1 rRNA gene is annotated in these 571 nt (G+C 56.6%); it reads right to left on the bottom strand.

Features of this window, described 5'->3' with window-relative positions:
• Positions 1-571 (bottom strand): 23S ribosomal RNA (locus OIU26_RS25885); the annotation flags it as partial.

Raw genomic sequence — 571 nt, 5'->3', positions numbered from 1 at the left:
TGGGAAATCTCATCTTGAGGGGGGCTTCACGCTTAGATGCTTTCAGCGCTTATCCCTTCCGTACATAGCTACCCAGCGGTGCTCCTGGCGGAACAACTGGTACACCAGCGGTACGTCCATCCCGGTCCTCTCGTACTAAGGACAGCTCCTCTCAAATTTCCTACGCCCACGACAGATAGGGACCGAACTGTCTCACGACGTTCTGAACCCAGCTCGCGTACCGCTTTAATGGGCGAACAGCCCAACCCTTGGGACCTACTTCAGCCCCAGGATGCGATGAGCCGACATCGAGGTGCCAAACCTCCCCGTCGATGTGGACTCTTGGGGGAGATAAGCCTGTTATCCCCAGGGTAGCTTTTATCCGTTGAGCGATGGCCCTTCCATGCGGTACCACCGGATCACTAAGCCCGACTTTCGTCCCTGCTCGACTTGTAGGTCTCGCAGTCAAGCTCCCTTCTGCCTTTGCACTCTTCGAATGATTTCCAACCATTCTGAGGGAACCTTGGGGCGCCTCCGTTACTCTTTAGGAGGCGACCGCCCCAGTCAAACTGCCCACCTGACACTGTCCTCG

The organism is Paenibacillus sp. BT-177 (assembly GCF_025846815.2).
GTDB lineage: Bacteria > Bacillota > Bacilli > Paenibacillales > Paenibacillaceae > Paenibacillus > Paenibacillus polymyxa_C.
This window is presented reverse-complemented; position numbering and strand designations above follow the sequence as displayed.